Raw genomic sequence first — 25,530 nt, 5'->3', positions numbered from 1 at the left:
ACCGGTATGGCGGCATCGTCCGGGGGCAAGCGGGTATTTGTCAAGATGATGAAATTCAATCGTCAGACATTTTTACCGCAGTGGTATGGTGATTCCGCCTATCCGGCAAGTCGAATTGACCGTGTATTTGTATCGCGTTACGCTGTGGCGCCAGCCCAGTCGGTTTTTATCAACCACGCACCAGCGAGGTGATTCCACAAGCGCGATGCAAGGGAAGTCTGTACACGGCTATGAAAAGCGAACTCTTCGACGACCTCGTCACCACTTCTGCAGCGGGTTCGCCTGACGCGATTTTCCTCGTGAACGAGCGGGGGCGCATCCTGCATGTCAGTCCGGTGTGCGAGGATATATTTGGCTACGTACCGGGCGATTTCGTCGATCAGTTCATCATCGACTTCGTGGTGCCAGCCGATCAGGACGCCACACTCAGAGAGGCGCGCGAGGTGCTGGCCGGCCGCAAGCGGGTCGGTTTTGAAAACCGTTATCGACACAAGGACGGACGCGATGTCTACGTCACGTGGTCGGCGCGCTGGCTGGAGCACGAGCGCCTGCGCGTCGGGGTAGCTCGCGACGTGACCGAGCTGCGTCGCCGGGACGCTTCCCCCCTGGCGCTGTTGTCGCTTCTTGCGCCGCATGAACGCAAGGTGCTCGACCTGCTGCTGACCGAGGCGTCGGAGAAACAGATCGCCGAGCGGCTGGGCCTTGCTGCCTCGACCACGCATTCCTATATCACCGGAATCTTTCGCAAATACGGCGTGCGGGGCCGGGCGGGCTTGATGAGCTTATGGCTCAAGCATCTCTCGAGCAGCATCGCACAGGCGCACGAAAGGTAAGGGCGGTTCTCCTCGCGCGGAAAAAGTAGCCGCCGGCAAGCCCTACCCGCAATATCCGCGAGTCAGCCTTGTCAAGCGGCATTCGCCGCGCAGAGCCCGCCGCTTTTACACGCGTTTTCTGGGCTCCTGTCGGGTTCTCTCAGGTCTCTAGCGATGCCGTTTTTTGTGGCTTACCGGTCGGGTTTCCCGCATCGCCCGCGATGCGGTTAGCCTGTATGCAGGAACGGATCCTATCCGAAACGGTTTGCCGAACCTATCCTGCTAATCAGAGGGTTTCCTTCGCCTGAATTCTCCGCCTGGAATTTCCGGCACGCCAACGCCAATGCCAACGCGCGAAACAAACGTGGCGTTGCGAGCGACGGTTGATCTGTTCACCGTCTGTAATCCAGGTTGTTAATCAGCCAGCCATACAAAAAAGCGAAAATAACCATTCAATCCACGGAACGACGGATAATCCCCTTCGCCTCGATACTGTCGGGGGCGGCTTTGGCAGCCTGAGCGGGGATCGTCGTCGAACGGCGGCGCCGAAGCGCGTTGTCCGCACAATCGGTGGCCCATCTGGACCACGTAATGGGGATGACATGAATGGCTGAGCAGCAGCGTTTGAGAGGCGAAACCCCGGACATGGCCGTACCTCGGGCCGGTGCGTTACCGCGGGCGGCCGGAACAGGCTCGACGCACGAGACCCACGAGACGCAAGCACGGCGTATTCGCGCCGGGCTCCAGGGCAACCGTCAAGGCAACTTTCAAGGCAAACCCCGGCGCGAACTCAACGCAGATTCAGCGCGGAAAAAGCATGGAGAAGAAGAGGTCAGCCGTTGATGCTAGCCGGCACCTACGACCCGCTACTCGTCGTTTGCTCGTTGCTGGTGGCGAGCCTCGCATCGTTTACGGCGCTCGACCTGACGCGGCGCATCGCAACGGCCAGGGGCCGGGCCGCGCGCTGGTGGCTGGCAGGCGGCGCCTGCGCCATGGGCGTCGGCATCTGGTCCATGCATTTCATCGGCATGCTGGCGTTCAGCCTGCCGATTCCCCTCGGCTACGATCCGGCGATCACCGTTTTGTCGCTATTGATCGCCATCGCCGCGTCGGCGTTCGCGCTGCGACTGGTCTCCCATGCATCGCTGCCGCGCCTGCATCTGGGCGTGGGCGCGTTGCTGCTCGGGATCGCCATCGCCGGCATGCACTATACGGGCATGGCGGCGATGCGCATGTCGCCGGGTATCGAGTACGACCCGCTGCTGTTCGCGCTATCCCTCGTCATTGCGGTGCTCGCGTCCGCGGTGGCGCTCTGGATTGCCTTTCACCTGCGCCGCCAGACCCCGAGAATCCGGTATTTGCGGGCCGGCGCCGCGCTGCTCATGGGCGGCGCGATCGTCGGCATGCACTTCACGGGCATGGCCGCCGCGCGGTTCCCGCTCGGCAGCCTGTGCGGCGCGGCGCACGGCGGCATGAACAAGGGCTGGCTGGCCGTCGTCATCATCGTCGCGACGTTGGCGATTCTCGCGATCACGCTGATCATTCTGGTGCTCGACCTGCGGCTGGAAGCCGAGACCGCCGTGCTGGCGACCTCGCTGGCGGAAGCGAACGAGGAACTGACTTATCTCGCGCTCCACGATACGCTGACCAAGCTGCCGAATCGCGTGCTGCTGCACGACCGCCTCGAACAGGCGATTCAGCAGGCGGGCCGGGACCAGCGCCGCTTTGCTCTGCTGTTCATGGACCTCGACAGCTTCAAGCCGGTCAACGACGCGTTCGGCCATCACGTGGGCGACCTGCTGCTCGTCGCGTTTGCGCAGCGCATTCGCGACAACATCCGCGTGCAGGATACGGCGGCGCGTGTCGGCGGCGACGAGTTCGTGCTGCTGGCCGGCATCGGCGATCACGCGGATGCGGCCAGCATTGCGGAAAAACTCGTCAGGGCGGTCGAAGAACCGTTCGAGGTCGAGGGCCAGGAACTGAGGGTCTCGACCAGTATCGGCATCGCCATCTATCCCGACGACGGCGAGCATCAGGACGATCTCCTGAGCAACGCGGATGCGGCGATGTATCACGCGAAGGGCTTGGGGCGCAATCGCTACTGCTTTTTCGAAGCCTCGATGAACGTCAACGTCGAGGCGCAGATGCAGCTCGTGCAGGACCTGCGTCTGGCGCTCACGCGAGGCGAGCTGATTCTCCACTATCAGCCCAAATTCGATGCGGCGAGCGGCGAGGTGACCGGCGCCGAGACGCTGGTGCGCTGGATGCACCCGACGCGCGGGTTGATTGCGCCGGGCCAGTTCGTTCCCGTCGCCGAAAAAACCGGGCTGATCGTGCAAATCGGCGATTGGGTTCTCGATGAAGCCTGCCGGCAACTGAGCGAATGGCACAGGCTGGGTCGAACGGACTGGTCGATCGCGGTCAATCTCTCGGCCTTGCAGTTCCGGCACGCGGGGCTGTTCGAGACGGTACGCAATACCCTCGCACGCCACGCGCTCGATCCCGGCTGCCTGACGCTGGAAATTACCGAATCGACCGCGATGTCCGATGTGGAGACGGGTCTTGAGATCCTCATGCAATTGAGGAAGATGGGCGTGCGGATTTCGATCGACGATTTCGGCACGGGCTATTCCAGCCTGCTGTATCTGAAGCGCCTGCCCGCGGCCGAACTCAAGATCGACCGCGGCTTTGTCCGCGATCTCACGCATGACACGGAAGATGCCGCGATCGTCTCGGCGATCATCGCGCTGGGGCAAACGCTCAATCTGAAGATCGTCGCGGAGGGCGTGGAAACCGTCGAGCAACAGGCGTTTCTGGCCGGGCTCGGCTGCGATGCCCTGCAGGGCTTCCTGCTCGGCAAGCCGATGGCGGCGGAGGATTTCATCGAGGCGTTCCCGCTTCCGGAGCAGGAGCAGGTGCTGGCCGACCCGGATGCGGCATCTATCGATGGACCTTGAAGACCTTCAGGCAGGGCTCAACCCAAGGCTCAATCGGGGCTCAATCGAGGCTCATTCGGGGCTCATTCGGGGCGCACCCAGGGCTCAATCGGCACAACGGCGAACGTATCGACTCCGGGGAAAGAGCGCCGCCCGTTGGCGCCAGGCTCGGCGTGGCCACCGGGGCACACGCAAGGGCTTTTCTTTCATATCCATCTGTTCGCGCTGTCACGCCACTGGAGTAAGCTGTGCGCTTTGCGCATTCGTCAAAAGGGACAGGGGTTTATGCGGCGTGTGATATTCAATCAGAAGGGTGGGGTCGGCAAATCGACGATCGTCTGCAACCTGGCCGCCATTAGCGCCAACGAAGGCCAGCGGACGCTCGTGATCGATCTCGATCCGCAGGCCAATTCGAGCCAGTATCTGCTCGGCGAACAGGCGCGGGATCTCAAGCCCGGCGTCGCCGATTTCTTCGAAACGGCCCTGAATTTCAGCTTCCGGCCGACGCCCGCCTCGACGTTCGTCCACCCGACGCCGTTCGAGAATCTCGACGTGATGCCCGCGCATGCCGATCTCGATGCGCTGCACGGCAAGCTCGAATCGCGCTACAAGATCTACAAGCTGCGCGACGCACTGAACGAACTCGATGCGTACGACGAGATTTATATCGACACGCCGCCGGCGCTGAATTTCTACACGCGTTCCGCGCTGATCGCGGTCGAGCGTTGCCTGATTCCGTTCGACTGCGATGATTTTTCGCGCCGCGCGCTCTACGCGCTGCTCGACAACGTCAAGGAGATTCAGCAGGACCACAATGCCGCGCTCGAAGTCGAGGGAATCGTGATCAACCAGTTCCAGCCGCGCGCGAGCCTGCCGGTGAAGCTCGTCGAGGAACTCGTCAGCGAGGGGCTGCCGGTGCTGGACTCGCGCTTGTCGGCGTCGGTGAAGATTCGCGAGTCCCATCAGTATGCGCGGCCGATGATTCACTACGATCCGCGTCATAAGCTCACCCAGGAGTTTACGGCCTTGCATCGGGAACTGGCCGGGTAGTCCGGTCGGCGGGGCCGATGCATGCCGCCGGCTCATGACCGGCTTAGGGTCGACTTAGGGCCGACTCAGGTCTCGCTCCAGACCCGCAGCAGATTGTGATAGATGCCGACGAGCGAGCGGCGCGACGCGTTATCGGCGTTCGTCGCGTTGAGCCGCTGGATCGTGTTGTCGAGTTCGAACAGCAGCGCGCGCTGGTTATCGTCGCGCACGAGGCTCTGGACCCAGAAGAAGCTCGCGAGCCGCACGCCGCGCGTGACCGGCACGACGTGATGCATGCTCGTCGCCGGATAGAGGATCGCGTCGCCGGCCGGCAGCTTGACTTCGTGCGCGCCGTAGGTGTCCTCGATTCGCAGTTCGCCGCCGTCGTACTCGTGCGGCTCGGACAGGAACACCGTGATCGACACGTCGGTGCGGACCTTGAGGCCCGAGCGCAGCACGCGCACTGCGCCGTCGATGTGCGAGCCGAAGGTCATGCCGCCCGAGTAGCGGTTGAAATGCGGCACGTACGCGCGATTCGGCAGCGCCGCGCTGATGAAGAACGGATGGCGCTCGGTCGCCGCGAGCACGCGGTCGGCGAGTTCGCGCGTGATGGGCGCTTCTTCGTCGAGCTGCTGGTTCTGCTTGACCTCCGCGCCGTGATAGCCGGCCGTCGCGCGGCCGTCGACCCACGGGCTGTCGGGCGCTTCGAGCGCGCCGCGGATGTAGCGCACGGTGTCGGCGTCGAGCAGGCTGGGAATCCGGATGAGCATGATGATTCCTTTGGCCCGGCCAGGCGGCGCGGCAGCGGCGCGCGCATCCGGCCGGACGCGTTCCGGCCTTAATAGAACCGGTAGTTGAAGGTAGCCAGCAGCGTGCGCCCGATGCCGGGCACCGAGCGTCCGCCGTCGGACGCGATCAGCTGGTCGTAATAGAGCTTGTTGGTGAGGTTCAGCAGGTTGAGCTGAACGTCGTACCGCTTCGTATGATAAGCCGCCATCGCGTCGACCCGAACGTAGCTCGGCACCTTCACGACGTTGTCGGTGGCCGGGTAGCGCGACGACATGTAGATCGGCCCGCCGCCGATTTCCCAATGCTCGACCGGCTGGTACGTGACCCACAGCGTCGCCATGTGGCGCGGCGTGTTCGGCAGCGTATTGCCCTGCGTGCCGTCGAGCGCCTTGACGATCTCGCTGTCGAGATAGGTATAGCCGCCGTAGATCTGCCACTTGCTGCCGAGGCGGCCGGTCGCGCCGATCTGGTAGCCGCGTACGCGCGTGTCGCCGTCGAGCGTATAGGTGCCGTCGCCGTTCTGCGTGCGGGTGTTGCTCTGCTCGATCTGGAACAGCGATTGAGAAATCGACAGATTGCCGTCGAGCAGATCCCACTTGCTGCCGATCTCGTACGACTTGCTGTGTTCGGGCGCGAGGTTCTGCGTGCCCGAGGTCAGCGTGAGCGCTTCGAGCGACGGGTCGAACGACGTGCCGTACGAGAAGTAGTACGACTGCCAGTCGGTGGGCTGATAGATAAGGCCCGTGCGCACGCTGGTGAAGTAGTTCGTCTGGCTGGCGTAGGCCGGCGCCGTCGTCGTGTTGGCGATGCTGGCCTGGAAGCGGTCCCAGCGCACGCCGCCGACCACTTTCCAGTGCTCGCCGAGCGAGATCGTGTCGTTCACGTAGGCGCCGAACGAATTCGCCGACGACTCCGCGAGGTTGTCGAGCGTCTGCACGGAGCCGGCCGGGCGAGGATTGTAGGGCGGGTCGAGCAGCGGCACGATCGCGATCGTGCCGCTGCCCTTCGGCATGCCGGGGCCGGTCACGCGATAACCCTGATTGGTGTAGGTCTCGTGGCCGAGATCGATGCCTGCGACGACCTTGTGCTTGATCCATCCGCTGCCGAGCGTGCCTTCGATATCGGTCGAGTTGTAGATCGAATGATTGTCGATGACGCGGTCGCGGCTCACGAGGCCGACGTAAAGCGACGAGAGCGGCAGGTCGGTGAAGTTGCCCGCCCCGAGTGCCGGCGAGTTGGCGAACGGGCCGGTAAACAGACCCCGCTTCAGGCTCGTTTCGCGGGCGTCGGTGTCGGTATGGCTGAGCTGCGCCTGATTGCGCAGCACGAAGCCGTTTTCGAACCGATGGATGTAGCGGCCCGTCACGGTCTGATTGTCCTGCAGGGTCCGGTCGTCGGTGAAGCCGTAGAAGGTCGAGCGGCCGACCGGCGCGGGCGCGCCGTTGACCGACTGCACGCCGTAGTCGGCCATGTCCCGGTTGTGCTGGATCAGCGCGGACAGCGTGAACTCGTTCGGCGTGCCGATCCCGAAGCTCACGGTCGGCGCGATGCCGTAGTCCTTGCTCGACATCACGTCGCGCGTGCCGTGCAGCGACTGGCCGAACGCGTTGATGCGGAACGCGGACGTATCGGTGAGCGGCTGGTTGAAGTCGACCGAGGTGCGATAGTGGTCGTCGGTGCCGATCGTCGTCGAGACCGAGGCCGATTTCGTCAGGTTGGCCTGCTTCGTCACCTGATTGATGACGCCGCCCGTGGAGCCGCGGCCGAAGTAGAGCGAGGAGGGGCCGTACAGGACGTCGATCGATTCCAGGTCGAAGGTGTCGCGATAGTACTGGCCGCGGTCGCGAAAGCCGTCGAGATAGATGTCGTTGTTGGCGGTGAAGCCGCGCAGATTGATGTTGTTGCCGATCACGCCGCCTTCGGCCGCGCCGATCGTGACGCCCGGCACGTTGCGCAGCGCGTCCGAGAACGACGTGACGCCTTGCGACTGCATCAGTTGCTGGTTGACGACCGTGACCGCCTGCGGAATATCGTGCACGTCGGTCGACACGCCGGTGATGTTCGTGCGGTCGGTCTGGAAGCCGGTGCTTTCCGCATGCCCCGTCACTTGAACCGTAGGCAGCGTCTGCGGCTGGCTCGATGCGCTGTCCGTTGAAGCGGCGGCAGAGGACGAGGCAACCGGGGACGATGCGGCGGCGGGTGTGGCGGTGTTCGTCTGCGCGAAGGCGGAAGTCGCGATGGGCGCGCAAAAGAGACCCATCACCGCAATAGCGAGCGGAGTTTTGGTCAGCATCTGGTATGTCTGGAGTGTGGATTTATTAGCCAACGCCCTGGCCCACGCTTTCCAGACTGCCCTCTGATTCGCCCCAGGGGCGAGTGCTGACGCTGCTGCGCAATGCGGCTTTACGGCGTTGTTGTCTTGGCACTCAACCGGTCTTGCTGGCTGGTCCGGCGTCGCGGGGAGCGACGGGACAACTGGCTTGCAACAGCACCTGAATGAGAATCGTTACTATGCCTTATGTAGTTTCTTAACTCAACAGAAATAATCTTTCATTTTTCTTTCTGTATTATTTCTGCATCATTTTCGCGTGAAGGCGGGTTTATTTCTGAATGGCCGGTTTTAGCGGTTGCATTTTTCAGATTGGATGGTTTTGCTCATGCGCTCTGTCGCGGCTGTTTTGCACATCGCGATGGCGGTGGGCAGCATCGAACCGCCGCCCCATTCATGCGAGGCCGATTTCTCGCATTGCGTGTCGCGGCGTTTTTTCCATGCGGCGATCTTTCTCTCCAGAACGGCTTTGCAGGCTGTCGATGATCCGGCCGTCGCATCCACGATGTGCGCCAGTTTCTGTTCCGCCACGATCTGATCGCGCCATGCGCAGAAATTCATATTGGTCTGGTTGTCGTCGCAATGGGATAAGGCCGCGCCGACCTCGCTCGCGGGCAGGCCGCTGCGCGTCGCGATCTCGCTGACCGGATCGGGGGCGGCGGCCCATGCGGAAGTGCTGATAAACGTCAGCGCGAGGATCAGCGGTTTCATCGCTGGTGTTGCGTGATGAACGGTGCGGCTTCTTCGCGGCGGCGATGGATTAAGCCTGACATGCTCACCACTCGGAGTTGGATGAGAGCAATCTAGCAGACCTTGCAAAGGGAAGCGCGTTTCGCGAACGATTTTGGGCCTTCGCCTATCAAGCCCCCAACGCCACGAACCGCTCCAGATGATGATCCTCATCGCCCAACTGATGATCGATCATCACGAGCCGCTTCGCGTAATGAGCGAGCCGCAATTCCCACGTCATGCCGATCCCGCCGTGCAGCTGGATGCACTCCTGCGCGACCAGCGTGCCGATCCGGCCGATGCTGTACTTTGCCGCCGACACCGCGCGCTCGCGCGCCTTGCGTTCGCCATCGAGCGCGGCGGCCGCGTTGATGACCGCCGAGCGTGCCTGCTCGATCTCGAGCAGCAGATCGGCCATGCGGTGCTGCAGCGCCTGGAAGCTGCCGATCGGCACGCCGAACTGCTTGCGCGTGCGCAGGTATTCGAGCGTGTCGTCTTTGGCGACATCCATCGCGCCGAGCGCTTCCGCGCACAGCGCGAGCACGCCGCAGCTCACCGCGTATTCGAGCGTCGCGAAGCCTTCATCGGCTGAGCCGAGTACGGCGTTCGCGCCGAGCGTGACGTGGTCGAACGTCACTTCGGCAGCACGGCCGCCGTCGATCTTGCGATAACCGCGCACGTTGACACCGGCCGCCTCGCGCGGCACGAGAAAGAGCGTGAGGCCCGCTGCGGCATCGTCGGCGCCGCTCGTGCGCGCCGACACCAGAAAGACCGCCGCCTGCTCGCCATGCTGAACCACGGCCTTCGCGCCGTTCAGGGTCCAGGCATCGCCGTGCCGCTGCGCGCGCGTCGCGCTTACGCGAGCGAGTTCGTAATGACTGTCCGGCTCGCCATGCGCGAGCGCGGCGATACGCGAGCCGTCGATCAATGCGGCCAGCTCCGCTTTCTGCGCCGCGCTGCCGCTGCGCGCGAGCGCGCGGCCGACGATCAGCGTATCGAGAAACGGCTCGACGACGAGCCCGCGCCCCAAGCTCTCGAACACGACGGCGATATCGAAACCGCCGCCGCCGAAGCCGCCGCTCGCTTCATCGAACAACGCGCCGACGATGCCGAGTTCCGCGAAGCGTTGCCACAGTTCAGGGCTGAAGCCATGCGCCGAGCGTGCGATGCGGTCGCGCGTCTCGAAGCCGTATTGTTCGCTGACGAAGCGGTTCAGCGTGTCCGCCAGCATGCGGCGGTCTTCGGTGTGCCGAAAATTCATGACGTGGGTCTCTCAGAGTCCGAGGATCATTTTGGCAATGATGTTCTTCTGGATTTCGTTCGAGCCGCCGAAGATCGACAGCTTGCGATTGTTGAGGTACAGCGCCGCCGCGCTCGCGGCTTCGTCGGGGCCGACCGGCACGCCGTCGAAACCTTCGTGCAGCGCTTCTTCGACGAACGGCTGCGCATAGGCGCCCATCGCGCGGCGCGTGAGCGATGAAATCTCCTGGCGAATTTCGGTGCCGCGAATCTTCAGCATCGAGCTTTCGGCGCCGGGCACGCCGCCGCCCGCGACTGCCGCGATCACGCGCAGGTTGGTCGTCTTCATGTTCTCGAGATCGATCTCGACGCGCGCCATGCGTGCCGCGAACGCTGGGTCTTCGGCGAGCGGGCGGCCATTGCGGCGCTGCTGCGCGGCGATCTGGCGCAGACGGTTGAAGGCGGCCACCGAGAAGCCGACACCCGCGATATTGGTGCGCTCGTACGTAAGCAGATATTTCGCGTAGGTCCAGCCCTTGTTCTCTTCGCCGACGAGATTCTCCGCGGGCACGCGCACGTCGGTGAAAAACACTTCGTTGACTTCATGCTCGCCGTCGAGCGTGATGATCGGCCGTACTTCGACGCCGGGCGTGTTCATGTCGATCAGCAGAAAGCTGATGCCTTCCTGCTTGCGCACATCGGTCGCGGTGCGCACGAGGCAGAAGATCATGTTCGCGTAGTGGCCGAGCGTGGTCCACGTCTTCTGGCCGTTGACGACGTAATGCTCGCCGTGCGCATCCTGGCCGCGCACGGCCGTGGTTCTGACCGAGGCGAGATCGGAGCCCGCGCCCGGCTCCGAATAGCCTTGGCACCACCAGTCGGAGCCGTCGAGAATGCGTGGCAGCCAGCGCCGTTTCTGCGCCTCGCTGCCGTATCGGATCAGCACCGGCCCGAGCATGTTGACGCCGAACGGCACGATGCGCGGCGCGCCGGCCAGCGCACATTCGTTCTCGAAGATGAATTTCTGCACCGCGTTCCAGCCCGGGCCGCCATATTCCTGCGGCCAGTGGTTCGCGAGCCAGCCCTGCGCGTTGAGAATCGCGTGCCACTCGGCCATGTCGTCGCGCGTGAGGCGGCGGCCGCGGTGCACTTTATCGGCGAGACGCCGCGGGAGCTTTTCGCGCAGGAAGGCCAGCACGTCGGTGCGAAACGCTTCTTCTTCGGGGGTGAAGTTCAGATCCATCGCGGGGGTCTTCCATCCATGTTCGTGGGGGCTGATGCGCATTCTGGAGTGGTCAACGTTGATTGACAATGGCATGCCCGATTGACAGACTGTCAAAATTATTTTGACAAAGGCGCCGCGATGGACGTCAATTCCCTGACCCTGCTCGTGGACATTCTCGACGCCGGCAATCTGAGCGAAGCCGCGCGCCGGCTCAAGATGAGCCGCGCGAACGTCAGCTATCACCTGAATCAGCTGGAGCGCTCGATCGGTGTGCAGCTGGTGCGGCGCACGACGCGCCGCGTCGAGCCGACCGAGATCGGTCTGCGCCTCTACGAGCATGGCCGCACGATCCAGAACGCGCTGCTGGCCGCGCGCGAGTCGGTCGCGACGCTCGGGCAAAGCCTGCAGGGCCGCGTGCGGCTGAGCGTGCCGAGCGGCTACGGCCAACTCGTGATGTCCGACTGGCTGATCGCGTTCAAGCGTCTGCATCCGGGCATCGTGCTCGACGTGATGTTCGAGAACCGCGTCGAAGACCTGCTGCGCGATGAAGTCGACATCGCCGTGCGCGTCATGTCCGAGCCGCCGCAGAACCTCGTCGCGCGCGACATGGGGCCGGTCAGATATGTCGCGTGCGCCTCGCCCGGCTTCGCGCACACGCACGGCATGCCCGCGACGCTCGACGACCTGCGCGCCGCGCCGCTGATTAGCGCGGCCGTGATCGGCAGGCAGTTGCGGCTGGCCGCGTATCTGCGCGACGAGCGCCACGAGGTGCTGCTCGAACCGACGATCATCTCCGAGAACTTTCTGTTTTTACGCGAGGCGCTGCTCGCGGGGCTCGGCGTCGGCATCGTGCCCGACTACGTGGTGCAGGACGATCTGCAACGCGGCGCGGTGCTGACCGCGCTCGACGAATGGCGCCTCAGCATCTTCGGCACGCACATGTACATGGTGTACATGCCGAACCGGCATCACACGCGCGCGGCCGCGACGTTCATCGAGTTCATGCTCGCGCAGGCGCACGGCGCGGGCAGGGGCGCCGCCGCGTGAGACGGGCGGCTATGCGCCGAGCTTGCGCCCGAGCGCGGTCCTGAGCATCGGCACGCCGACGCGCAGCAGCTTGCGTACGCCTTCATCGCGGCCGACTTTCTGCACCGCGTTGTCGATCATCGTCTGCATCACGTTGGCCGGATAGAATTCGCCAAACCGGCGGTTCGCGCCGCTCTGCTCGAACACGTGATGCAGGAACGAACCGGCAGGCGGACCGATGCGCTTGAAGAGCGCCATCTTCACGACGCGGTTGTTCCACAGGTGCAGCGTGTACGCGTCGGAGCACAGCGCCGCGCATTCCTCGAAATGGCGCGGCAGGAACGGCTTGTAGTAATCGTCGAAGTGGACCGGGTAGAACAGGCTCTCGGGCAAGCCCGCCTTGACGCCGTAGACCGCGGTCAGCAGGCGCGGGCCGGTGTCGCCCCATTTGATTTCGGTGCCCTGCATCGCCTTGACTCGCTTGAGCAGTTCGTACAGACGCGGCGAGTCGGGATCGAGCCGCAGTATCGCCGTGCAGATGCTGGACGGCGTTTCCTTGCCGATCAGGTCGCCCTTCGCGTTGAGATCGAAATCGCGCAGCAGCAGCATGTCCGTGTCGACCCAGATTTCGTCGGTCTTCGTGAACATCGCGAAGCGGAAATAGTCGGTGAAATGCGCCATCGACGGCACGCCTTGAATCGGAAAGGCGTTCAGCGTGTCGGGCGGCAGAATCGCGCGCGCGTCTTTCGCGCTCACGCCGGGCGGCAGATTGGCGATCGGCTCGTAGCTATAAAGCGCGACCTCGCTGCCATAGAGGGTGAACGATTGCAGACACGCGACTTCGTAAGGGGAGAGTTCCGGGCCGTGCCAGAACGATGCGAACCTTGCCTTGCTCATAAGCCATCCGTGGAAAAATCATCTGGCACGACCAGCCTGGTGGCCTCTCTGGATGCTAGACGCGCGTGGCACAGGTCTGACGTAAAGGGCCGTAATCGCACAGGAGTTGTCGCAAAACGTTGAATCGATCGGTGCGGTGCGAGGGGGTACATGCGATAGGGCGCGGGGGCCGCGCTTCCCCGGACGTAGCCAACGCCCCTGAACACGAGCGCCTGCACGCGAGTCCGCACCGACCCGCGTGCTACGATGCCCAGTCCCACTACGCACGACATCGGAGACCTGGATGCGTCCGGAAAGCGCCGTTCGTTTCGACAAGGAGTTCGCGCCGCGCATCGCCGAGGCGATCGGCGCATGTTTCGCGAAGACCGTGCATACCGAAGTGCTGCCGTATGGCGGGCACGGTCAGCCGACCCGCGTGCGGATTCATGCGACGCCGCTCGATGAACTCGGTTACTACGCGCATCCGCTGAATCTTTACCTGACCTGGGACAGCGACGAAATCGAACGACTGATGGGCGAGCAGGGCACGGCGCGCTTCGCCGGTTATCTCGCCGCGCTGCCGCGCAAGCTCAAGGCGTGGACCCAGGTGCGCGAACTCGATTTCCTCACGCATACGCAGGGCGAACCGGTCGCGCTGCTCGGCGGGCTCGATTTCGAATCGTAGGCAGGGCGCGCCGATCTACGCGCCCGGTTAGGCGCGTGCGTGCATCGGTAATCGGCAATCGGCAGGCCCAATAAAACAACGGCCGCTGCGACATCGATCGCAGCGGCCGTTGTTTTTACCGCGGGACTCGCGTGACGTCGAGCCGCCGTTTAGCTACCCAAAGCCGGATCGCTCATGCTGCTCTTGCCGGTTTCCACGTGACCGGCAAGGCGCCGCGCAAACGATGCATCGGTGTCGACCGTGATCGACAGGTCGTACCAGCCGTGAGCGTTGCGCAGATCGAGGTATAGCTGATCGGTATCGCCGCCGCGCACCGAATGCCGGATCGCATTGTGCGGATCGTACGCATTGACGATCGTGAACTGGCAACGCGCGCTGCCCGTGTTTTCCAGACGCAGTTGCAGATTGCCGTTGGCGACGTCGTAACCCTCGGCGATATCCGGTTGCGCGATCTCCTTGCGTTCCCACCAGCTGCTGCGCGCGACGACCTTGCCCGCGAAGCGGCGCAGGAAGCCGTTCGGACCGTGCACGGTGAAGTCGTAGGTGCCGTCCGCGTTGAGCGGCAAGGTGTCCTGCAGGTGCTTGCCGGCTTCGACCGTATAGCTGAGCGGCGCGGCGGCGCCGTTCGTCACGTAGACGAGGAACACCGCGCCCGCGCGGCCGGTATTGATGAAGCGCATCGTCAGCTTGCCGTTCGAGCCTTCGTCGGCGCGCACGAACAGTTCATACGGCAACGCGCGCGCGGGACGCACGCCGGGCTCCTGCTGCGGCACGGCCTGGGCCGCGGGCGGCTGCGGGATGTAATCCGGATGACGGTTCTGATCGGGCGGCACGTACGAGGTCGTGCTCGGCAGCGACGGCAGGTTGGCGTTCGGATTGCTGAAGTTGAAGGCCGAGGTCAGATCGCCGCACACCGCGCGACGCCACGGCGTGATGTTCGATTCGCCGAGGTTGTGATGTTCGCCGAAACGCTTTTCGATGAAGCGGATCACCGAGGTGTGGTCGAACGTTTCCGAGCAGACGTAGCCGCCTTTCGACCACGGCGAGACCACCAGCATCGGCACGCGCGGGCCGAGCCCGTACGGCGCGGCGGGCGTCTTCGCATCGCCGGGATAGATTTCGTGCGTGATGCTGACGGTCGACAGGCCGTTCGCGCTCGACGCCGCCGGGAACGGCTGCGCGAGGTGATCGAAGAAGCCGTCGTTCTCGTCGTAGTTGATGAGCAGCACGGTCTTGCTCCACACCTCGGGGTTCGACGTGAGAATCTGCAGGACCTGATCGATGTACCACGCGCCGTAGTTCGACGGCCAGTTCGGATGTTCCGAATAGGCTTCGGGCGCGACGATCCACGAGACTTGCGGCAGCGTGTTGTTCTGCACGTCGCGCTTGAGGATGTCGAAATAGCCGTCGCCGTTCGCCGCGTTGGTGCCGGTGCGCGCGTTGTCGTAGAGCGGGTTGCCCGGCTGCGCGTTGCGATACTGGTTGAAGTAGAGCAGCGAGTTGTCGCCGTAGTTGCCGATGTACGCGTTCTGCGTCCAGCCCCACGAGCCGTTCGCGTCGAGCCCGTTGCCCATGTCCTGATAGATCTTCCACGAGATGCCGGCGTTCTGCAGCACCTCGGGGTAGGTCGACCAGCCGTAGCCGAGTTCCGAATTGTCGATCACCGGGCCGCCGCCGCTGCCGTCGTTGCCGACCCAGCCGCTCCACATGTAGTAGCGGTTCGGATCGGTCGGGCCCATCAGCGAGCAGTGATACGCATCGCAGATCGTGAACGCGTCGGCGAGCTGATAGTGAAACGGGATGTCCTCGCGCGTGAGGTAGGCCATCGTCGTCGCGCCTTTCGCGGGCACCCACTGATCGTTGCGGCCGTTGTTCCAGGCCGCGTGCGTGGTGCCCCAGTCGTGCGCGAGATCCTGCAGGAATTGCAGGCCGAGGTTCGGCGCGGTGGGACGGAACGGCAGCACGTAATTGGCGCCGGCGGCATCGGTGGTGAGCGGCTGATACCAGACCGGCTGGCCGCTCGCGAGGTTGATCGCACGCGTGTCGCCGAAACCGCGTACGCCCTTGAGCGTGCCGAAGTAATGATCGAACGAGCGGTTCTCCTGCATCAGCACGACGATGTGCTCGACGTCGCGGATCGTGCCGGTGCAGTTGTTCGCCGGAATGGCGAGGGCGTTGCGGATGCCGGGCGGCAGCATGCTCAACGCGGTGAAGGAACCGGCGGCTTGCGCGGCCGAGCGCAGAAAATCACGGCGATTTTTTGAGGTCATGGTTCTGGCTTTGATCTTCGGTGGAGGAAAGTGCACTGCGAAGATGCACTGTGACGATGCGTCGCGCGCGGAAAGAGTGGCCGCTCACCGCGCGCGGCGCGGAACTCAATCCACGGTGTGGATGACGGGGCTCGCGAGCGGCGCGCGCGACGCATCGGCGGCGGACAGTGCCGTGCCGACGTCGGAAGCGGGGGTCGCGGGAGTCTGAATCGTAAGCGTCGCCGGTGCGGGGTCGGCCGGCGGCGCGGTGGCAAAGCTGTTGTTGCCGACACTGTTGTCGTTGGGGGCGGCGCGCTGTTCGGTCGTCGAGCCGAGCGTGCTCGTGTCGGCGGGAGGGTCGTCGTGGCTGCATGCGGTGCCGAGTGCGCAGAGCGAGACGATCGCAAAAGCATGAGCCAAACCGGGAGCCAAACGTTTGCACGGCAATGCACGACTCAGCTTCGGCACGAAGGGCATGTCACTCTCTCCAATGTGAGGAAGGGACGCCAAGGCATCGATGTGCCGAGGTCAGCGATGCCGCAGCATAATCGCCGATCCGTGTAATTTTTATGAAGTATTGGTAAGGAAGCGGCGCAGCCCTGTGCTGGTGCTGATGTCGATGGCCGCGCCGGTTGCTCTGGTTGCTTCCGTCGCGCGGTTTATCGCTGTGCTGCGATGAATGCCGCGATCGCGTCGTCGAGCGGGGCCGGTGCGTCGCGATGCGGCGAGTGCCCGCAGGCGGCGAGCTTGACGAGCTGCGCATGCGGCACGCGTGCGGCGATCGTGTCGATCTGCGCCATCGTGCCGTAGTTGTCGTCGTGGCCCTGGATCGCGAGCAGCGGCTGGCGAATCGAGGCGAGCGTATCGACAATGCGCCACTGTCTGAACGCGGGATTCAGCCAGATATCGTTCCAGCCATAGAAGGCCGAATCGACGTCGGCGTGGTGGCGCGCGAGCTTGTCGCGCAGGTCGGTGGTTTCGTAGAGCTGCTTCGTTTGCGCGATGCTGGCCACCGAGAGGTCTTCGACGAACACATGCGGCGCCATCACGACCGCGCCCGCGAGTGCCTCGGGATACAGCGCCGCGTAGAGCAGCGCGATCGAGCCGCCGTCGCTATGGCCGATCACCCACATGCGCCGGCGTTGCCGCGCATCGATGCCGAGCGCGTCGAGCAGCGCGGGGAGAATGTCGCGGGCCTGCTCGGTCATGAAATCGACCGGCCATTTCACGTGGGGCGCGCGCGGCGTCGAGAGTCCATAGCCCGGCCGCGAATAGACGAGCCCGCGCAGGCCGAGCCGTTCGCACAAGCGTTGCGGCCAGTCGCGCCACATCGACACCGAGCCGAGTCCTTCGTGCAGGAACAGCGCGAGCGGTGTGTCGTCTGCGCGCTGGGCCGCCGGTTCGTTGAGCCAGCGATACTCGATGCGCAACGCGCCATGCGCCGCGTTCGCGGGCAGTTCGGCAAAGCGGCTCGCGCCGGCGGGCGTAGCGGGAGTGGCAGCCGTTGCGGGGTTCGGCATGAATGGATCACCTTATGACTTATGACTGTTCGCGCAGCTTGAAGCGCTGAATCTTGCCGGTGGCGGTTTTCGGCAGATCGTCGGCGAACACGATGTCGCGCGGATACTTGTGCGGCGCGAGCCGTTCCTTGACGAAGGCCTTCAGTTCGTCGGCGAGTATCTCAGACGGTGCGAACTCGCGCTTCAGGACGACGAACGCGCGCGTTTTCACGAGCCCGCCGTGATCGACGCCGACCACCGCCGCTTCGAGCACGGCCGGATGCTCGACCAGCACCATCTCCACTTCGACCGGCGACACGTACTGGCCGCTCACCTTCAGCATGTCGTCGCTGCGGCCCGCGTAGACATAGCAGCCGTTGGCGAGGCGCCGGTACTTGTCGCCGCTGCGAATCCATTCGCCGAGAAACGTCGCGCGCGATTTCTCGCGATTGTTCCAGTACATGAGCGCCGCGCTCGGCCCCTTGATATACAGATCGCCGACTTCGCCATCGGGCACCGGCTGCCCGGCTTCGTCGCGCAACTCGACCTCGTAGCCCGGCACCGGGCGTCCCGTCGTGCCGTATTCGACTTCGCCCGGGCGATTCGACAGGAAGATGTGCAGCATTTCGGTCGAGCCGATGCCGTCGAGAATCTCGGCGCCGAAGTGCGCGGTGAAACGCTCGCCGACGTCGCGCGGCAACGCCTCGCCCGCCGACGCGCATACGCGTATCGCGACCTCGGCGCGGGCGGGCAGATTCGGCGCGACGAGCATGCTCGCGTAGAGCGTCGGCACGCCGCAGAACACGGTCGGACGATGCTTGACGAGGCGCGCGAAGATGGCATCGGCGGTGGGGCGCTCGGCCATCAGGATCGCGGTCGCGCCGACCGACAGCGGAAAGGTCAGCGCATTGCCGAGCCCGTAGGCGAAGAACAGCTTGGCTGCCGAAAACACCACGTCGCTCTCGACGATGCCGAGCACCGGCTTGCCATACAGCTCGGCGGTCCAGTACAGGTTCGCATGCGTGTGGACCGTGCCTTTCGGCTTGCCGGTCGAGCCCGAGGAGTAGAGCCAGAAGGCGATGTCGTCGCCACTGTTGGCGCAGCCCTTGAGGGCGGGTGGCGCGGCGTCGAGCAGGTCTTCGAAGCGGGCGGCGCCGAGCGAGGTAGTGGGCGCCGCATCCGCCGACGGCTCCGGCTGCGAGCCGATCAACTGGCAGCCGTCTTGATCGATGCTTTCGAGCGCCTGCGCGACGTTCGGCAACAAGGCCGCCGACGCGATCACCGCGCGCGCGTGGCTATGCGTGAGCATGTACGTATAGTCGGCGGCGGTCAGCAGCGTGTTCGCGACGACTGGCACGATGCCGGCGTAGAGCGCGCCGAGAAATGCGACCGGCAGCGACACGGTATCGAGCATCACGAGCAGCACGCGTTCCTCGGGATGCACGCCGAGCGTTCGCAGGGCGCTCGCGCAACGCCGCGCGTGTTGTTCGAGTTCGCCGTAAGTCAGTGTGTGCGTGTCGTCGATATAGGCAGGCTTGTTCGCGCGCGCCTCGTTCAGTTCGAACAGATAGCGCGCGAAATTGAAGAGCGGGGGTGGCGGCGCGGCCGCCTGATGCGCACTCGTTCGCGCGCTCGTTTCCAGCGGGGCTTCCATATTGTCTCCTCCATCGGTGGGCGCGGTCCGGCTGTTTGGCGCTCGTGATCCGCTCGATGCCTGATGCTCGCGTCGCCATGCGCCGCGCTGACGTTGCTGCCGCTATGGCTTGTGCCGTCGCGCCGGCGGTTTTATGTCGCGGTGAATTCGATCGCGCCTTGCGGCAGCAGATACAGCACGAGCGCCCGACCGTTCGCGACCGTCGGACGATGCGCGGAGCCGGGGCCGTACACGCACCAGCCGGCCGGATGGCCGTCGAACGTCGCGCCCTCGGTGAGTGGCATGATCAGATCGATTTCGCCGTGCGGATGCACATGGTGCGGACCGGCGATGTCCTGCATCGCGACGACGTCGACGGAAAAGCCGTGGGTCTCGGGCAGCGCCTTGAAGATGCGCCCGTAGCGGATGCCGCCCGCTTCGCGGTTGCACAGCCAGCCTTCGGCGACGCCGTCGCGGCAGGCCTGGGCGAGTTCGCGGAAAGTCGTGCTGCCGGCCGGCCAGGTGGCGTTCAGCCAGGCCGCGAGCGACGCGTCGAGCGGGCGCCCGTCAAGTTGTGCCGTTACGCCGGCGATCAGGTGCTGGAATTCTTGCGGGGACATGCGAGCCTCCAGAAAAGCGCGTTTACGCAGGGCAGACGTTCCACCGCCGGAACTTTGCTGCATGCGTGCTGCCGCGCTGTCTCCGTTACGCCGCCTGGCCAGCCGGCGGTGTTCTGATATTTCGTGAGCGTTTGTAGTTGAAGCGGCTTTTGATGAAAATTAAACTGTTCATCTAGTGCGTGTCAAGCACTATAGTGCATATATCGAGGTATCGAGGTCGCAAAACATGAATCGAAAATACTCCGCCGCACCGCTGGATGAAGCCGCCGCCGACCCGGCCCGCGCCGAGCGCGGCGAGCGTGAAGAGCGCGATCCGTTTCTGACCGCGATGGGCGAGCGCGTGCGCCTGCTGCGCGCGCGCCGCGGCATGACCCGCAAGACGCTCGCGGCCGAAACCGGCCTCTCGGAGCGGCATCTCGCGAATCTGGAATCGGGCCTCGGCAATGCCTCGGTGCTCGTGCTGCGGCAGCTTGCGGCCACGCTGAACTGCTCGCTCGCCGAAGTGGTCGGCGACGAAACCACGGCGTCCGCCGAATGGCTGCTGATTCGCGAATTGCTGCAAGGACGCGACCAGGCGGCGCTGCAACGCGCGCGCGCGGCGCTGGCCGAGATGTTCGCGCAGGCGCCGCGCGATCCGCACCGCAAGCACCGCATCGCGCTGATCGGCCTGCGCGGCGCGGGCAAATCGACGTTCGGGCGCATGCTCGCGCAGGAGCGCAAGGTGCCGTTCATCGAGCTGACGCGCGTGATCGAACAGCTTGCGGGCTGTCCGCCGTCGGAGATTCATTCGCTGTACGGCGCGAGCGCTTACCGGCGCTACGAACAGCGCGCGCTCGACGCCGTGATCGAGGAGCACGAGCGCGCGGTGATCGCGTCGCCGGGCGGGCTCGTGTCGGAGTCGGGCACCTTCAATGCGCTGCTGTCGCACTGCTTCACGGTATGGCTACAGGCGACGCCCGAGGAGCATATGCGCCGCGTCGTCGCGCAGGGCGATCTGCGGCCGATGTCGGGCAACAACGAGGCGATGGACGACCTGAAACGTATCCTCGCGGGCCGCGCCGAACTATACGGGCGTGCCGACATGAGCTTCGACACGAGCGAGAAGACGCTTGCCGACGCCTATCTGCAATTGCGCGACCGGCTTGCCGCGCGCCTCGCGGCGGAAGCGCCCGACGAGGCGCGGGCCGGCTGAGCGGTCGCTGGGGCGTCAGGGTTTGCACCTAAAAATGCACTAAAATTCTTTACTCGGATATGTTGATGCACTATTGTTCAAAAAAACAGATTCGCATCGTCCAGTCAGGAGACGCCCCATGTCCACAGCACACCCCGCCGTTGCGCCGGCCGCGCGGGTCGACTACCGCACCGATCCCTCGCAGTACCGGCACTGGAAGCTGAGCTTCAACGGTCCGGTTGCGACGCTCGGCATCGATATCGCTGAAGACGGCGGTATTCGCGACGGCTACAAGCTGAAGCTGAATTCGTACGACCTCGGCGTCGACATCGAACTGCACGACGCGATCCAGCGCATCCGCTTCGAGCATCCCGAAGTCAGGACCGTGGTGGTGACGAGCCTGAAGGACCGCGTGTTCTGCTCGGGCGCGAACATTTTCATGCTGGGCCTTTCGACGCACGCGTGGAAGGTCAACTTCTGCAAGTTCACGAACGAAACCCGCAACGGGCTCGAAGATTCGTCGCGCCATTCAGGGCTCAAGTTTCTCGCCGCGGTGAACGGCGCCTGCGCGGGCGGCGGCTATGAACTGGCGCTCGCCTGCGACGAAATCTATCTGATCGACGATCGTTCCTCGTCGGTGTCGCTGCCGGAAGTACCGCTGCTCGGCGTGCTGCCGGGCACGGGCGGTCTCACGCGCGTCACCGACAAGCGCAAGGTGCGCCACGATCGCGCGGATATTTTCTGCACGGTGGTCGAAGGCGTGCGCGGCGAGCGCGCGAAGGCCTGGCGTCTCGTCGATGAAGTCGTGAAGCCGAACCGGTTCGATCAGGCGATCCAGGCGCGCGCGCTCGAACTCGCCGCGCACAGCGATCGCCCAGCCGATGCGCGAGGCGTTGCGCTCACGCGTATCGAGCGCACCGAGCGCGAAGACGGCCTCGGCTATCAAACGGTCGACGTCACGATCGATCGCGCGAAACGCGTGGCGACCTTCACCGCGCGCGCGCCGCAAGAGGTGCAGCCTGCGGACCTCGATGCGATCGTCGCGGCCGGTGCGAACTGGTGGCCGCTGCAATTCGCACGCGAACTCGACGACGCGATCCTGTCGATGCGCACCAACGAACTCGGTATCGGCACGTGGGTGTTCAGGACCGAAGGCGATGCGCGCAACCTGCTCGCGGTCGACGCGACGCTACTGCAGCACAGGGACCACTGGTTCGTGCGCGAAACGATCGGCCTGCTGCGCCGCACGTTCGCGCGCATCGACGTGTCGTCGCGTTCGCTATTCACGCTGATCGAATCGGGCTCGTGCTTCGCGGGCACCTTCGCCGAATTCGCATTCGCGGCCGACCGCACCTATATGGCCGCGCTGCCGGCCAACGAAGACGAGGAACCGGCCATCACGCTGTCGGAAGTCAACTTCGGTCTGTACCCGATGGTTACGCAGCAGTCGCGGCTCGCACGGCGCTTCTATGAGGAAGCCGAACCGCTCGACGCGGTGCGCGCGCTGATCGGCCAGCCGGTCAAGGCCGTCGAGGCCGAGCGCCTGGGACTCGTGACCGCCTCGCCCGACGATATCGACTGGGCCGACGAAATCCGTATTGCGCTCGAAGAACGCGCGGCAATGTCGCCCGATGCCTTGACGGGTCTCGAAGCGAATCTGCGCTTCAATGGCCCGGAGACGATGGAGACGCGCATCTTCGGCCGGCTCACCGCCTGGCAGAACTGGATTTTCAACCGGCCAAACGCGGTGGGCGAGAAGGGTGCGCTCAAGGTGTACGGCAAGGGCAGCAAGGCGCAATTCGACGTATCGCGCGTTTGAGGCGCGTGACGCCCGATTGACCTCATCGCGCCGTCCGCCGATATGCGCTTCTCGCGATTGCAGCTTCTGAACAGGGAACCGACTCAGGGAACCGACCATGTCCACGATCAACTACAGCGAAAAGATTCCGAACAACGTCAACCTCGCCGACGATCGCGCCTTGCAGCGCGCGCTCGAACAATGGCAGCCGAACTTCCTGTCGTGGTGGGGCGATATGGGCCCGGAAGGTTCGCACGGCTACGACGTCTATTTGCGCACGGCTGTCAGCGTTGACACGGGCGGCTGGGCGCATTTCGATTACGTGAAGATGCCCGAGTACCGCTGGGGCATTTTTCTTACGCCGGGCGAGCAGGACCGCAAGATTCACTTCGGCGAGCACAAGGGCGAAGCCGCATGGCAGGACGTGCCCGGCGAACATCGCGCGAACCTGCGCCGCATCATCGTCACGCAGGGCGATACGGAGCCGGCCTCGGTCGAGCAGCAGCGTCACCTCGGTTTGACCGCGCCCTCGATGTACGACCTGCGCAACCTGTTCCAGGTCAACGTCGAAGAGGGGCGCCACCTGTGGGCGATGGTCTATCTGCTGCATCGCTACTTCGGCCGCGATGGCCGTGAGGAAGCCGAAGCATTGCTCGGCCGCCGTTCGGGCGACGACGACAATCCGCGCATTCTCGGCGCGTTCAACGAGAAAACGCCGGACTGGCTCGCGTTCTACATGTTCACGTACTTCACCGACCGCGACGGCAAGTTCCAGTTGTCGGCGCTGGCCGAGTCGGGCTTCGATCCGCTCGCGCGCACGACGAAGTTCATGCTGACCGAGGAAGCGCATCATATGTTCGTCGGCGAGTCGGGCGTCTCGCGCGTGATCCAGCGCACTGCGCAGGTGATGAACGAACTCGGCACCGACGACGTCGCGAAGATTCGCGCGGCCGGCGTGATCGATCTGCCGACCATCCAGCGTTATCTGAACTTCCACTACTCGGTCACGATCGACCTGTTCGGCGCCGATCATTCGTCGAACGCGGCGACGTTCTATAGCTCGGGCTTGAAGGGCCGCTATGAAGAAGGCAAGCGCGACGACGATCATCGCCTGAGCGAGCATGGTTACAAGCTGCTCGACGTGCAGGACGGCAAGCTCGTCGAGCGCGAGGTGCCGATGCTCAACGCGATGAACGAAGTGCTGCGCGACGATTACATCAAGGATTCGGTCGCGGGCGTCGGGCGCTGGAACAAGGTGCTCGAGAAGGCCGGCATCGATTTCCGCATGACGGTGCCGCACAAGGCATTCAACCGGCAGATCGGCACCTTCGCGGGCACGCGCGTGTCGCCCGATGGCCGCGTGATTGGCGAAGCCGAATGGGCCGCCAACGAAGCGAAGTGGCTCGCCACGCCGGAGGACCGCGCGTTCGTTGCGTCGCTGATGGGCCGTGTCGCCGAGCCGGGCAAGTTCGCGAACTGGATCGCACCGCCCGCGATGGGCGTGAACCGTCAGCCCGTCGATTTCGAGTACGTGCGCTTTAACTGAAGCGATGGCGGCAGGCGAAGCACGAGAGGCGCGTTGTATCACCAGGTGGAGGAAGTCATGAACGCTCCAGTGTCGATCGAAGTGTTGCGGCAGCATCTGATCGATCCGGAAATCTGCATTCGCTGCAATACCTGCGAAGAGACTTGCCCGGTCGACGCAATTACGCACGACGACAACAACTACGTCGTGAAGGCCGAGGTCTGCAACGGCTGCATGGCCTGCGTGCCGCCGTGCCCGACCGGCGCGATCGACAACTGGCGCACGGTGCTGAAGGCCGACGCGTATTCGATCGACGAGCAGTTCACATGGGACGTGCTGCCGGAGCAGAACACGATGGCGGTGCCGGCCGAGGAAGCTGCGCCCGCCGCGAGCGACGCCGCCGCCGCCGAAGCGGACGGCATCGAAGTCGATACCGTGCGCGGCGCGGTCGTGCCGCCGTGGTCGGCCGCGAAGCCGTACGTGAATCTCTACACGCACAAGACGCCGACCACCGCGACCGTGGTCGGCAACTACCGGCTCACCGACAGTGCGACGTCGAGCGACATTCATCACATCGTGCTCGATTTCGGCTCTATGCCGTTTCCGGTGCTCGAAGGGCAGTCGATCGGCATTCTGCCGCCGGGCGCCGCCGCCGATGGCCGTACGCATCATGCGCGCCAGTATTCGATTGCCAGTCCGCGCGACGGCGAGCGGCCCGGCTATAACAACGTGTCGCTGACGGTCAGGCGCGTGTCGCGCCAGCATGGCGATACGATCGACGGCGTCTGCTCGAACTATCTGTGCGATCTGAAGAAGGGTGACGTGGTCAACGTGATCGGCCCGTTCGGCAGCACGTTCCTGATGCCGAATCATCCGAACTCGCATCTGTTGATGATCTGCACGGGCACCGGCTCCGCGCCGATGCGCGCGATGACCGAGTATCGGCGGCGCAAGCGTTTGAAGGGCGCGACCGGCAAGCTGATGCTGTTCTTCGGCGCGCGCACCCAGGAAGAGCTGCCTTACTTTGGACCGCTGACGAATCTGCCGAAGGATTTCATCGACACCACGCTCGCGTTTTCGCGCACGCCGGGTCAGGCGAAGCGCTATGTGCAGGACGCGATGCGCGAGCGCGGCCCCGACGTCGCAAACCTGCTGAGGGATGACAACACCTATATCTACGTATGCGGGCTCAAGGGCATGGAAGACGGCGTGCTGCAGGCGTTGAAGGATATCGGCGAGCAGCATCAGCTCGACTGGGAAGCGCTGTGGGCGAAGTTGAAGCGCGAAGGGCGGCTGCATCTGGAGACATACTGACGTCCCGGAATGGCTTCCGGGACGGCGCATCAAACTCTCCGGCGAC

At 64.3% G+C, this 25,530-nt stretch carries 20 protein-coding genes; 9 read left to right on the top strand and 11 right to left on the bottom strand.

Annotation, left to right across the window (positions count from 1 at the left end; genetic code table 11):
* Positions 1-230: 230 nt before the first annotated feature.
* The 3 genes from F3J20_RS09575 to F3J20_RS09565 all read left to right on the top strand — a co-directional run bounded on the left by F3J20_RS09575 (position 231) and on the right by F3J20_RS09565 (position 4,798).
* On the top strand, positions 231-833 hold the full coding sequence (locus tag F3J20_RS09575; RefSeq protein ID WP_167043503.1) for a PAS domain S-box protein: 603 nt from the start codon (positions 231-233) through the stop codon (positions 831-833).
* An 821-nt stretch (positions 834-1,654) separates the two neighbouring features.
* Positions 1,655-3,769 (top strand): bifunctional diguanylate cyclase/phosphodiesterase, encoded by a 2,115-nt coding sequence (locus F3J20_RS09570; RefSeq protein WP_167043501.1) that lies wholly within the window; start codon positions 1,655-1,657, stop codon positions 3,767-3,769.
* 264 nt (positions 3,770-4,033) lie between these two features.
* A complete protein-coding gene (locus F3J20_RS09565) occupies positions 4,034-4,798 on the top strand; it encodes a ParA family protein (protein WP_167043499.1) in 765 nt (254 codons plus the stop codon).
* A gap of 65 nt (positions 4,799-4,863) precedes the next feature.
* Here the strand turns inward: F3J20_RS09565 and F3J20_RS09560 are convergent, their stop codons facing one another.
* The 5 genes from F3J20_RS09560 to F3J20_RS09540 all read right to left on the bottom strand — a co-directional run bounded on the left by F3J20_RS09560 (position 4,864) and on the right by F3J20_RS09540 (position 11,106).
* On the bottom strand, positions 4,864-5,547 hold the full coding sequence (locus F3J20_RS09560; RefSeq protein ID WP_167043497.1) for a Fe2+-dependent dioxygenase: 684 nt from the start codon (positions 5,545-5,547) through the stop codon (positions 4,864-4,866).
* A 68-nt stretch (positions 5,548-5,615) separates the two neighbouring features.
* Complete coding sequence (locus F3J20_RS09555; RefSeq protein WP_167283270.1) at positions 5,616-7,859, bottom strand: TonB-dependent siderophore receptor; 2,244 nt, start codon at positions 7,857-7,859, stop codon at positions 5,616-5,618.
* Between the two features lie 327 nt (positions 7,860-8,186).
* A complete protein-coding gene (locus tag F3J20_RS09550; RefSeq protein WP_167283269.1) occupies positions 8,187-8,606 on the bottom strand; it encodes a lysozyme inhibitor LprI family protein in 420 nt (139 codons plus the stop codon).
* A 148-nt stretch (positions 8,607-8,754) separates the two neighbouring features.
* Positions 8,755-9,885, bottom strand: a complete 1,131-nt coding sequence (locus tag F3J20_RS09545) for an acyl-CoA dehydrogenase (protein WP_167283268.1) — start codon at positions 9,883-9,885, stop codon at positions 8,755-8,757.
* 12 nt (positions 9,886-9,897) lie between these two features.
* A complete protein-coding gene (locus F3J20_RS09540; RefSeq protein WP_167283267.1) occupies positions 9,898-11,106 on the bottom strand; it encodes an acyl-CoA dehydrogenase family protein in 1,209 nt (402 codons plus the stop codon).
* Between the two features lie 120 nt (positions 11,107-11,226).
* Here F3J20_RS09540 and F3J20_RS09535 point away from each other — a divergent pair, with 120 nt between their 5' ends.
* A complete protein-coding gene (locus F3J20_RS09535; RefSeq protein ID WP_167283266.1) occupies positions 11,227-12,135 on the top strand; it encodes a LysR family transcriptional regulator in 909 nt (302 codons plus the stop codon).
* 9 nt (positions 12,136-12,144) lie between these two features.
* Here F3J20_RS09535 and F3J20_RS09530 read toward each other — a convergent pair whose 3' ends face one another.
* The gene (locus F3J20_RS09530; RefSeq protein WP_167043488.1) at positions 12,145-13,011 is read right to left on the bottom strand and encodes a hypothetical protein; all 867 of its coding nucleotides are present in this window, start codon (positions 13,009-13,011) and stop codon (positions 12,145-12,147) included.
* A 283-nt stretch (positions 13,012-13,294) separates the two neighbouring features.
* On the opposite strand from F3J20_RS09530, the gene F3J20_RS09525 reads away from it, so the two are divergent.
* Positions 13,295-13,675: a DUF5594 family protein gene (locus F3J20_RS09525; RefSeq protein ID WP_167283265.1), complete on the top strand. Its 381-nt coding sequence runs from the start codon at positions 13,295-13,297 to the stop codon at positions 13,673-13,675.
* A 149-nt stretch (positions 13,676-13,824) separates the two neighbouring features.
* On the opposite strand, the gene F3J20_RS09520 is transcribed toward F3J20_RS09525, so the two are convergent.
* From F3J20_RS09520 to F3J20_RS09500, 5 genes are all read right to left on the bottom strand, one after another.
* Entirely contained in the window at positions 13,825-15,945 is a 2,121-nt protein-coding gene (locus F3J20_RS09520) for a phospholipase C, phosphocholine-specific (RefSeq protein ID WP_167283264.1), read from the bottom strand.
* 105 nt (positions 15,946-16,050) lie between these two features.
* Complete coding sequence (locus tag F3J20_RS09515) at positions 16,051-16,401, bottom strand: hypothetical protein (RefSeq protein ID WP_167283263.1); 351 nt, start codon at positions 16,399-16,401, stop codon at positions 16,051-16,053.
* A 182-nt stretch (positions 16,402-16,583) separates the two neighbouring features.
* Positions 16,584-17,444: an alpha/beta fold hydrolase gene (locus F3J20_RS09510; RefSeq protein ID WP_167283262.1), complete on the bottom strand. Its 861-nt coding sequence runs from the start codon at positions 17,442-17,444 to the stop codon at positions 16,584-16,586.
* Positions 17,445-17,463: 19 nt separating this feature from the next.
* Positions 17,464-19,077 carry a benzoate-CoA ligase family protein gene (locus F3J20_RS09505; protein ID WP_167283261.1) on the bottom strand — a complete coding sequence of 538 codons (1,614 nt, stop codon included), beginning with the start codon at positions 19,075-19,077 and terminating at the stop codon, positions 17,464-17,466.
* A gap of 131 nt (positions 19,078-19,208) precedes the next feature.
* Positions 19,209-19,676, bottom strand: a complete 468-nt coding sequence (locus F3J20_RS09500) for a DUF4863 family protein (protein WP_167043476.1) — start codon at positions 19,674-19,676, stop codon at positions 19,209-19,211.
* 226 nt (positions 19,677-19,902) lie between these two features.
* On the opposite strand from F3J20_RS09500, the gene F3J20_RS09495 reads away from it, so the two are divergent.
* The 4 genes from F3J20_RS09495 (at position 19,903) to boxA (ending at position 25,484) form a co-directional block, all read left to right on the top strand.
* Positions 19,903-20,868 (top strand): helix-turn-helix transcriptional regulator, encoded by a 966-nt coding sequence (locus tag F3J20_RS09495; RefSeq protein WP_167043474.1) that lies wholly within the window; start codon positions 19,903-19,905, stop codon positions 20,866-20,868.
* Positions 20,869-20,986: 118 nt separating this feature from the next.
* Entirely contained in the window at positions 20,987-22,666 is a 1,680-nt protein-coding gene (gene boxC, locus F3J20_RS09490; protein ID WP_167283260.1) for a 2,3-epoxybenzoyl-CoA dihydrolase, read from the top strand.
* Between the two features lie 97 nt (positions 22,667-22,763).
* A complete protein-coding gene (boxB, locus tag F3J20_RS09485) occupies positions 22,764-24,191 on the top strand; it encodes a benzoyl-CoA 2,3-epoxidase subunit BoxB (RefSeq protein ID WP_167283259.1) in 1,428 nt (475 codons plus the stop codon).
* Between the two features lie 57 nt (positions 24,192-24,248).
* A complete protein-coding gene (boxA, locus tag F3J20_RS09480; RefSeq protein ID WP_167283258.1) occupies positions 24,249-25,484 on the top strand; it encodes a benzoyl-CoA 2,3-epoxidase subunit BoxA in 1,236 nt (411 codons plus the stop codon).
* Positions 25,485-25,530: the final 46 nt, after the last annotated feature.

It is taken from the genome of Paraburkholderia sp. Cy-641, from assembly GCF_011752945.1.
Lineage (GTDB): Bacteria > Pseudomonadota > Gammaproteobacteria > Burkholderiales > Burkholderiaceae > Paraburkholderia.
This window is presented reverse-complemented; position numbering and strand designations above follow the sequence as displayed.

What these genes read in the sequence shown, in the direction of transcription:
- F3J20_RS09520 (WP_167283264.1), bottom strand. Translation starts at nt 15,945, where the DNA reads ATGACCTCAAAAAATCGCCGTGATTTTCTGCGCTCGGCCGCGCAAGCC.
- F3J20_RS09500 (WP_167043476.1), bottom strand. Translation starts at nt 19,676, where the DNA reads ATGTCCCCGCAAGAATTCCAGCACCTGATCGCCGGCGTAACGGCACAA.
- boxA (WP_167283258.1), top strand. Translation starts at nt 24,249, where the DNA reads ATGAACGCTCCAGTGTCGATCGAAGTGTTGCGGCAGCATCTGATCGAT.
- F3J20_RS09575 (WP_167043503.1), top strand. Translation starts at nt 231, where the DNA reads ATGAAAAGCGAACTCTTCGACGACCTCGTCACCACTTCTGCAGCGGGT.
- F3J20_RS09550 (WP_167283269.1), bottom strand. Translation starts at nt 8,606, where the DNA reads ATGAAACCGCTGATCCTCGCGCTGACGTTTATCAGCACTTCCGCATGG.
- F3J20_RS09540 (WP_167283267.1), bottom strand. Translation starts at nt 11,106, where the DNA reads ATGGATCTGAACTTCACCCCCGAAGAAGAAGCGTTTCGCACCGACGTG.
- F3J20_RS09565 (WP_167043499.1), top strand. Translation starts at nt 4,034, where the DNA reads ATGCGGCGTGTGATATTCAATCAGAAGGGTGGGGTCGGCAAATCGACG.
- F3J20_RS09555 (WP_167283270.1), bottom strand. Translation starts at nt 7,859, where the DNA reads ATGCTGACCAAAACTCCGCTCGCTATTGCGGTGATGGGTCTCTTTTGC.
- boxB (WP_167283259.1), top strand. Translation starts at nt 22,764, where the DNA reads ATGTCCACGATCAACTACAGCGAAAAGATTCCGAACAACGTCAACCTC.
- F3J20_RS09525 (WP_167283265.1), top strand. Translation starts at nt 13,295, where the DNA reads ATGCGTCCGGAAAGCGCCGTTCGTTTCGACAAGGAGTTCGCGCCGCGC.
- F3J20_RS09515 (WP_167283263.1), bottom strand. Translation starts at nt 16,401, where the DNA reads ATGCCCTTCGTGCCGAAGCTGAGTCGTGCATTGCCGTGCAAACGTTTG.
- F3J20_RS09570 (WP_167043501.1), top strand. Translation starts at nt 1,655, where the DNA reads ATGCTAGCCGGCACCTACGACCCGCTACTCGTCGTTTGCTCGTTGCTG.
- F3J20_RS09530 (WP_167043488.1), bottom strand. Translation starts at nt 13,011, where the DNA reads ATGAGCAAGGCAAGGTTCGCATCGTTCTGGCACGGCCCGGAACTCTCC.
- F3J20_RS09535 (WP_167283266.1), top strand. Translation starts at nt 11,227, where the DNA reads ATGGACGTCAATTCCCTGACCCTGCTCGTGGACATTCTCGACGCCGGC.
- F3J20_RS09495 (WP_167043474.1), top strand. Translation starts at nt 19,903, where the DNA reads ATGAATCGAAAATACTCCGCCGCACCGCTGGATGAAGCCGCCGCCGAC.
- F3J20_RS09505 (WP_167283261.1), bottom strand. Translation starts at nt 19,077, where the DNA reads ATGGAAGCCCCGCTGGAAACGAGCGCGCGAACGAGTGCGCATCAGGCG.
- F3J20_RS09510 (WP_167283262.1), bottom strand. Translation starts at nt 17,444, where the DNA reads ATGCCGAACCCCGCAACGGCTGCCACTCCCGCTACGCCCGCCGGCGCG.
- F3J20_RS09545 (WP_167283268.1), bottom strand. Translation starts at nt 9,885, where the DNA reads ATGAATTTTCGGCACACCGAAGACCGCCGCATGCTGGCGGACACGCTG.
- boxC (WP_167283260.1), top strand. Translation starts at nt 20,987, where the DNA reads ATGTCCACAGCACACCCCGCCGTTGCGCCGGCCGCGCGGGTCGACTAC.
- F3J20_RS09560 (WP_167043497.1), bottom strand. Translation starts at nt 5,547, where the DNA reads ATGCTCATCCGGATTCCCAGCCTGCTCGACGCCGACACCGTGCGCTAC.